The sequence below is a fragment of the Streptomyces sp. SID12501 genome, assembly GCF_010550245.1.
GTDB lineage: Bacteria > Actinomycetota > Actinomycetes > Streptomycetales > Streptomycetaceae > Streptomyces.
The window spans coordinates 1-709 of sequence record NZ_JAAGLU010000196.1 but is presented as its reverse complement, the minus strand read 5'-3'; the positions used below and the strand labels follow the sequence as shown (position 1 = coordinate 709).

Annotated in this window: 1 protein-coding gene; it reads left to right on the top strand. The window is 62.1% G+C overall.

What is annotated here, in order from left to right; translation table 11 throughout:
- On the top strand, positions 1-709 hold a 709-nt coding region (locus G3I71_RS45195), incomplete at its 3' end, for a reverse transcriptase domain-containing protein (RefSeq protein WP_343243284.1).

The following is a 709-nucleotide window of genomic DNA, read 5'->3' as shown; positions in this document are numbered from 1 at the left end:
ATGGACAGGGTGCGGGACCGAGTTGGTGACAAACGCGTCCTTGCCCTGGTGAAGGCGTTCTTGAAGTCGGGGATCCTCGGTGAGGACCGTGTGCTTCGGGACACCACTGCCGGTACTCCGCAGGGTTCGATCCTCTCGCCGTTGATGAGCAATGTGGCCCTGTCGGTCCTGGACGAGTACATCGCCCAGGTGCCGGGAGGTCCGGGATCCAAGCCCTGGGAACGAGCCAAGCGGCGCCGTGAAGGTCTTCCGAACTGCCGTATTTCCAGGTACGCGGACGACTGGTGCCTGATGGTGAGCGGTACCAGGGAGGATGCCGAAGCTCTGCGCGAGGAGATCGCGGAAATCTTGTCGGCGATGGGTCTGCGCCTGTCGCCCGAGAAGACTCTGATCACCCATATCGACGAGGGGTTGGACTTCCTCGGATGGCACATCCAGCGTCATCGCAAACGGGGAGCCGACCGCCGCTACGTCTACACCTACCCCTCGCGCAAGGCCCTCACGGCCGCGATGGGCAAGGTCAAGGAGATACGGCGCAAAACAGCCACCGGCCTGCCACTGGACGAACTGCTCATCCAGATCAACCGGATGCTTTTCGGCTGGTGCATGTACTTCCGTCCCGGAGTGTCCAGCGCGACCTTTCGGTACCTGAGGAACTACGCGTGGAATCAGGTGATGAAGTGGTTGCGCCGCAAACACCGCCGGATCA